Origin of the sequence: Streptomyces sp. NPDC001750 (assembly GCF_042892615.1) — a bacterium.
Taxonomy (GTDB): Bacteria; Actinomycetota; Actinomycetes; order Streptomycetales; family Streptomycetaceae; genus Streptomyces.
Window position 1 is genome coordinate 1 of record NZ_JBIAUE010000072.1, and the last position, 6,831, is coordinate 6,831.

Annotated in this window: 1 protein-coding gene; it reads left to right on the forward strand. The window is 72.1% G+C overall.

Annotated features, from left to right (window positions below):
• Window positions 1-101 precede the first annotated feature (101 nt).
• Window positions 102-6,831 (forward strand): type I polyketide synthase (locus ACFYY6_RS38085; protein ID WP_389197729.1); only part of this gene is annotated, 6,730 nt, incomplete at its 3' end.

Consider the following 6,831-nt stretch of genomic DNA (forward strand, 5'->3'; position numbering starts at 1 on the left):
GCATCACCTGCGCCGAGGCTCGCCTCCTCCCCACCCTCCACAAGAACCTCGACGAAACCCACGCCGTCACCCGCGCCACAGCCGAACTCCACGTCTCGGGCATGGAGATCGCGTGGCCGGATGTGCTCGCCGATCTGGGCATCACGCCTTCGCGCCGTGTGGAGCTGCCGACGTATGCGTTCCAGCGCCGTCGGTACTGGCTCAAGGAGACGGTCGGGGTGTCGGCCGGTCGCCTCGACGATACGGCCGACACTGCGGCGGACGAGGAGGTCGCGGAGTCCGTTCCGCAGGCAGCCGGTTCCGCGGTGGCCTTCGCTGCGATGTCCCAGGAGGCGGACCGGGAGCTGCTGGATCTCGTACGCCGACACATCGCCGCCGTGCTGGAGCACGACAGCCCCGAACAGGTCGCGGTGGACGCGCCGTTCAAGCAGCTCGGTTTCGACTCGCTCATGTCGGTGGAGCTCTGTGCCGCGCTCGGACAGGCGGCTGGTGTGCGGCTGCCTTCGTCCGCGCTCTACGACCACCCCACTCCGGAGCTGCTGGCCCGGCACCTGCACAGCGAACTTGCGGGCCTGCGGGGAGAGGTGACGGCGCCGGAGGCGTCGGCTGCCCCGAACTCCGACGACCCGATCGTCATCGTCGGCATGAGCTGCCGTCTGCCGGGTGGGGTCCGGACGCCCGAGCAGTTGTGGGCGCTGCTGGCGGCCGGTGGTGACGCGGTCTCGCCGTTCCCCGCCGACCGCGGCTGGGACCTGGACGCGCTGTACGACGCGGACCCGGTCCGCACCGGCACGTCGTACGCGCGCGAGGGCGGTTTCCTTCACGACGCCGCCGACTTCGACCCGGCCTTCTTCGGCATCTCGCCGAGGGAGGCGCTGGCCATGGACCCGCAGCAGCGGCTGCTCCTTGAGACCTCCTGGGAGGCCCTCGAACGCGCCGGCATCAACCCGAAGGCGCTGCGCGGCAGCAGGGCCGGGGTGTTCGTCGGTGCGACGGCACAGGACTACGGGCCCCGGCTGCACGAAGCGCCCGAGAAGATCGAGGGCTATGCGCTGACGGGAACGACGCCCAGTGTGGCGTCGGGCCGTGTGGCCTACACACTGGGTCTGGAGGGCCCGGCCATCACCGTCGACACCGCCTGCTCCTCCTCGCTCGTCGCCTTGCACATGGCCGCCCAGTCACTGCGCTCCGGCGAATGCACCCTCGCCCTCGCGGGCGGGGCGACCGTCATGTCCAACCCCGGCATGTTCGTGGAGTTCAGCAGGCAGCGGGGGCTCGCTCCCAACTCCCGGGTCAAGGCCTTCGCCGAGGCCGCCGACGGAACCGGGTGGGGCGAGGGCATCGGCATGCTCCTGCTGGAGCGGCTGTCGGATGCGCGGCGGAACGGGCATCCGGTGCTGGCCGTGGTCCGGGGTACGGCCGTCAACCAGGACGGGGCCAGCAACGGTCTGACCGCCCCGAACGGCCCCTCGCAGCAGCGGGTCATCCGGCAGGCGCTCGCCAACGCCGGTCTCACCCCCGATCAGGTCGACGCGGTCGAAGCACACGGCACCGGGACGACCCTCGGCGATCCGATCGAGGCTCAGGCGCTGCTGGCCACCTACGGACAGGGCCGCCCGGCTGAACGGCCCCTGTGGCTGGGCTCGGTGAAGTCCAACATCGGCCACACGCAGGCCGCCGCCGGTGTCGCCGGTGTCATCAAGATGGTCATGGCCATGCATCACGGTGTCCTGCCGAGGACACTGCATGTCGACCGACCCACCCCCCATGTCGACTGGTCGGCCGGGGCGGTCAGCCTCCTCACCGAGGAACAGACCTGGCCCGGGAGCGACCGGCCCCGCCGCGCCGGTGTATCGTCCTTCGGCGTCAGCGGCACCAACGCCCACGCCATCATCGAAGAGCCTCCCGCCTTGGCCGGCCAGCAGCACCAGTACGAGCCCGCCGAACCGGGCGTCGTGCCGTGGGTGATCTCGGCACGGACGGCGGACGCGCTGCGCGATCAGGCACGGCAGCTTCGCGCGTACGTCGATCAGCGGCCTGAGCTGGATGCCGTGGCTGTCGCCGGCACGCTCGTCCACGGACGCGCCCTGTTCGAGCGCCGCGCCGTGGTCCTCGCTGAGGCGCCTGATGCCATCGCCGCCGCGCTCGACGCGCTTGCCACCGGGCAGCCTCACACCCACCTTGTCCAGGGCCAGGTCAAGAACACCGGCAAGACCGTGTTCGTGTTCCCCGGGCAGGGGACGCAGTGGGCCGGAATGGGCGCGGACCTCCTGGACACCGTGCCGGCGTTCGCGGAATCCATCGCCCGGTGCGAGGAAGCGCTTGCGCCTTACGTCGACTGGTCGCTGACCGATGTCCTGCGCTCCGGCGCACAGCTGGACCGTGTCGACGTCATCCAGCCTGTGACCTGGGCCGTCATGGTCTCCCTCGCCGCCACATGGCAGCACCTCGGCATCCGCCCCGACGCGGTCGTGGGCCACTCCCAGGGCGAGATCGCGGCTGCGGCTGTGGCGGGTGCGCTTTCGCCGGAGGACGCGGCGAAGGTCGTCGCCGTACGTGCCCGGATCATCGCCGAGCACCTGGCCGGACGGGGCGCCATGGCCTCGATCCCGCAGCCCGTCGAGGTGGTCCGGGAACACCTGACCAGCGGTATCGGCATCGCGGCCGTCAACGGCCCGAATGCGACCGTCGTTTCGGGCGACAAAGACGCCGTCGAGGCCCTCGTCGCTCAGCTCCAGGAACAGGACGTCCGAGCCCGGCTCATCCCCGTCGACTACGCCTCACACTCGGCCCACGTCGAAACGATCGAGGGCCACTTGGCAACGGCCCTCGCAGGGATCACGCCCCAGGCTTCTGAAGTCCCGTTCTTCTCCACCGTCGAACCCGGATTCCTCAACACCTCCGAACTCGACGCCAATTACTGGTACCGCAACCTCCGCCAGACCGTCCACTTCCACACCGCCATCCAGCAGCTCAGCGACAGCGGCCACACCACCTACATCGAGTCCAGCGCCCACCCCGTCCTCACCTACAGCATCGAAGAAACCGAAGGCGCAGAGACCATCACCGGCACCCTCCGCCGCAACGAAGGCACCCTCACCCGCCTCCTCACCTCCGCAGCCCACCTCCACACCCACGGCCACACCATCAACTGGCCAATCCCCCACAGCCGACCCATCGACCTCCCCACCTACCCCTTCCAGCACCAGCGCTACTGGATCAACCCCCGCCCGAGCACCGGCACGGACACTGCGGACACCCGCTTCTGGGAGGCGGTCGAGAACGAGGACTGGGAGTCCCTCGGCCACACCCTCTCGGTCGAGGGCGATGCGCCGCTGAGCACGGTGCTTGCGGCGCTGGCGTCCTGGCGGAAGAGCCTGGATCGCGCGTCGGCGGTGGACAATCTGCGCTACCGGGCGACGTGGAGGCCGGTGGCGGACCCGCAGGCGGGGCTGTCCGGCACCTGGCTGGTCGTGGTTCCCGAAGGCCACGAGGGCGACACGCTGGTGGGCGCCGCCACGGAGGCCCTGCGCGGTAACCGGACCCACGTACGACAGGTCGTGCTGCACCCGGCCCAGCCGGACCGCACGCTCTACGCCGAGCACCTCTCCAGCGCACTGGCCCTGGGCGAAGACACCGCCGGCGTGCTGTCTCTCCTCGCGCTGACCGGCGACGACACCACCACAGCAGCGCCGACGCTCGCCCTCTTCCAGGCGCTCGGCGACGCGGGTGTCCAGGCTCCGCTCTGGTGCGTCACCCAGGGCGCGGTCACCACCGGCGGCAACGACCCGCTCACCCACCCCGCCCAGGCACAGATCTGGGGCCTGGGCCGGGTCGCCGCGCTGGAGCACCCCGACCGCTGGGGCGGACTCGTCGACGTGCCCAAACAGTTCGACGAACGCGGCGCCGCCCGCCTGCGTGCCGTACTGGCCGCCCCGGCCGGCGGCGAGGACCAGGTGGCCATCCGCGCCTCCGGCCTCCTCGCCCGCCGAATAGCCCGCACCGGCACCAACGGAAGCGCGTGGCAGCCGCGCGGCACCGTCCTGATCACCGGCGGCACCGGCGCCCTCGGCGCACACGTCGCCCGCTGGGCCGCCGCCAACGGAGCGCAGCACCTCGTCCTCGCCAGCCGCAGCGGCGACAGCACCCCGGGTGCTGCCGGCCTGCACGGCGAACTCGCCGCTCTCGGCGCCACCGTGACCTTCGCCGCCTGCGATGTGAGCGACCCGGAAACCGTAAAGGCGCTCATCGCCGACCACCCCGACCTGACCGCCGTCGTCCACACCGCCGGTGTCCTCGACGACGCAGTGCTCGACCGGCTCACCGCCGACCGCCTGCACCACGTACTGCGCCCGAAGGCCACGGCCGCCGAACTCCTCGACCAGTACACGCGTCACCTCGACCTCGACGCCTTCGTGCTCTTCTCGTCGGTGGTCGGCACGCTCGGCCGCGCCGGGCAGGCCAACTTCGGTGCGGCCAACGCCCACTTGGATGCGATCGCCGAGCAGCGGCACGCGCTGGGGCTGCCCTCCACCTCCGTGGCGTGGGGCCCGTGGGACGCGGACGGGATGGCGGCCGGGGACGTGGCCGACCAGTTGCGTCGGCGCGGGCTCCCGGCCCTGGCGCCGGACCTCGCGCTCACCGCGCTGGGAGAGGCCGTCGGACGCGGCGAACCGGCGGTGACCGTCGCCGACATCGACTGGGCCCGTTTCGTGCCGGCGTACACCGCCGCCCGGCCCAGCGCGCTGATCTCGGACCTGACGGACGTGCGGGATCTGCGGTCCGGGTCCGACGCCGATCGTCCGGGCGGTGACGACACGACCTGGACGGCACAGAACCTGTCCGGCCTCTCCGATGCCGAGGCCCAGCGGGTGCTGCTGGACCTGGTGCGCACGCAGGCCGCGGCCGTGCTCGGGCACGCTTTCGCGGACGCGGTGAACGCGTCGCAGGCGTTCAAGGACATCGGTGTCGACTCGCTGACCGGGGTCGAACTGCGTAACCGGCTCGTCGCCGTCACCGGTCTGAAGCTGCCGCCGACGCTGGTCTTCAACCATCCGACGCCCCAGGCGCTGGCCCGCTTCCTGCACACGCAGGCGGCCGGCACGGCGGAGTCCGCCTCCGCGCTGCCGGTCCCGGCGGGCGTCGCGGCCGAGGACGACCCGGTCGTCATCGTGTCCATGGCCTGCCGTTACCCGGGCGGGGTGCGCTCGCCGGAGGACCTCTGGCAGTTGGTCATCGAAGCCCGGGACGCCGTGTCCGTGTTCCCCACGGACCGGGGCTGGGACATCGACGCGCTCTACCACCCTGATCCGGAGCGCGCGGGTACGTCGTACGTCCGCGAGGGCGGATTCCTCTACGACGCCGCCGAGTTCGACGCCGATTTCTTCGGGATCTCGCCGCGCGAGGCGCAGGCGATGGACCCGCAGCAGCGGCTTCTGCTGGAGACCTCGTGGGAGGTGTTCGAACGGGCCGGGATCGACCCGCGGTCGGTGGCCGGCAGCCAGGCGGGCGTCTACGTCGGTGTGGCGTCCCAGGACGGGTACGGGCCGCGCATGAGTGAGGCGCCCGAGGGGTTCGAGGGGTATCTGCTCACCGGTACGGCGGCCAGTGTGATCTCCGGCCGGGTGGCGTACTCCCTCGGCCTGGAGGGCCCGGCCGTCACGGTCGACACGGCCTGCTCGTCCTCGCTGGTCGCCCTGCACATGGCCGTCCAGGCGCTGCGGGACTGCGAGTGCGCGCTCGCGCTGGCGGGCGGCGTGACCGTCATGGCCTCCCAGGGGACGTTCGTGGAGTTCAGCCGGCAGCGGGGGCTCGCTCCCGACGGCCGTAGCAAGTCGTTCTCCGCGTCGGCCGACGGCACCAGCTGGGGCGAGGGCGCGGGCGTCCTGCTCCTGGAGCGGCTGTCGGACGCCCGCCGCAACGGACACCCGGTCCTGGGCGTGGTGCGCGGTACGGCGGTCAACCAGGACGGCGCAAGCAACGGGCTCAGCGCCCCCAACGGCCCCTCACAGGAGCGGGTCATCCGGCAGGCGCTCGGCCGGGCCCGGCTGACCGCCGCCGGCGTCGACGCCGTCGAGGCGCACGGCACCGGCACCAGGCTCGGTGACCCGATCGAGGCGCAGGCGCTGCTGGCCACGTACGGGCAGGACCGGCCCGCCGAACAGCCGCTGCTGCTCGGCTCCTTGAAGTCCAACATCGGACACACGCAGGCCGCGGCGGGCGTGGGCGGAGTCATCAAGATGGTGATGGCGATGCGTCACGGTGTGCTGCCGAGGACGCTGCACGTGGACGAGCCGACTCCGCACGTCGACTGGTCCGCCGGTGCCGTGTCGCTGCTGCGGGAAGCGGTCGAGTGGCCGCAGACCGGACGGCCCCGCCGGGCCGGTGTCTCGTCCTTCGGCGTGAGCGGCACCAACGCCCACGCGATCATCGAACAGGCCGAGGAGGAGCCGGCCGTCGTAGACGCACCTGAGGCTGGGGCCGGGCCCATGCCGTGGGTCGTCTCCGGTCAGGGCACCGACGCCCTGCGGGCGCAGGCCGAGCGGCTGCGGTCGTTCGTCGCAGCGCGGCCCGAACTTCCCACCGCCGACGTGGCGTTCTCCCTCACCACCTCGCGGGCGGCGCTGGACGACCGGGCCGCCGTGGTCGCCGAGGACCGGTCCGACTTCCTCGACGCGCTGGGCGCGCTCGCGCGGGGCGAGGCGGACAGCCGGGTCCTCACCGGCTCGGCGGACCGGGCACAGGGGCGGTTGGCGTTTCTGTTCTCGGGGCAGGGCAGCCAGCGGGCCGGGATGGGGCGTGAGCTGTACGCCGCCTTCCCTGTGTTCGCTG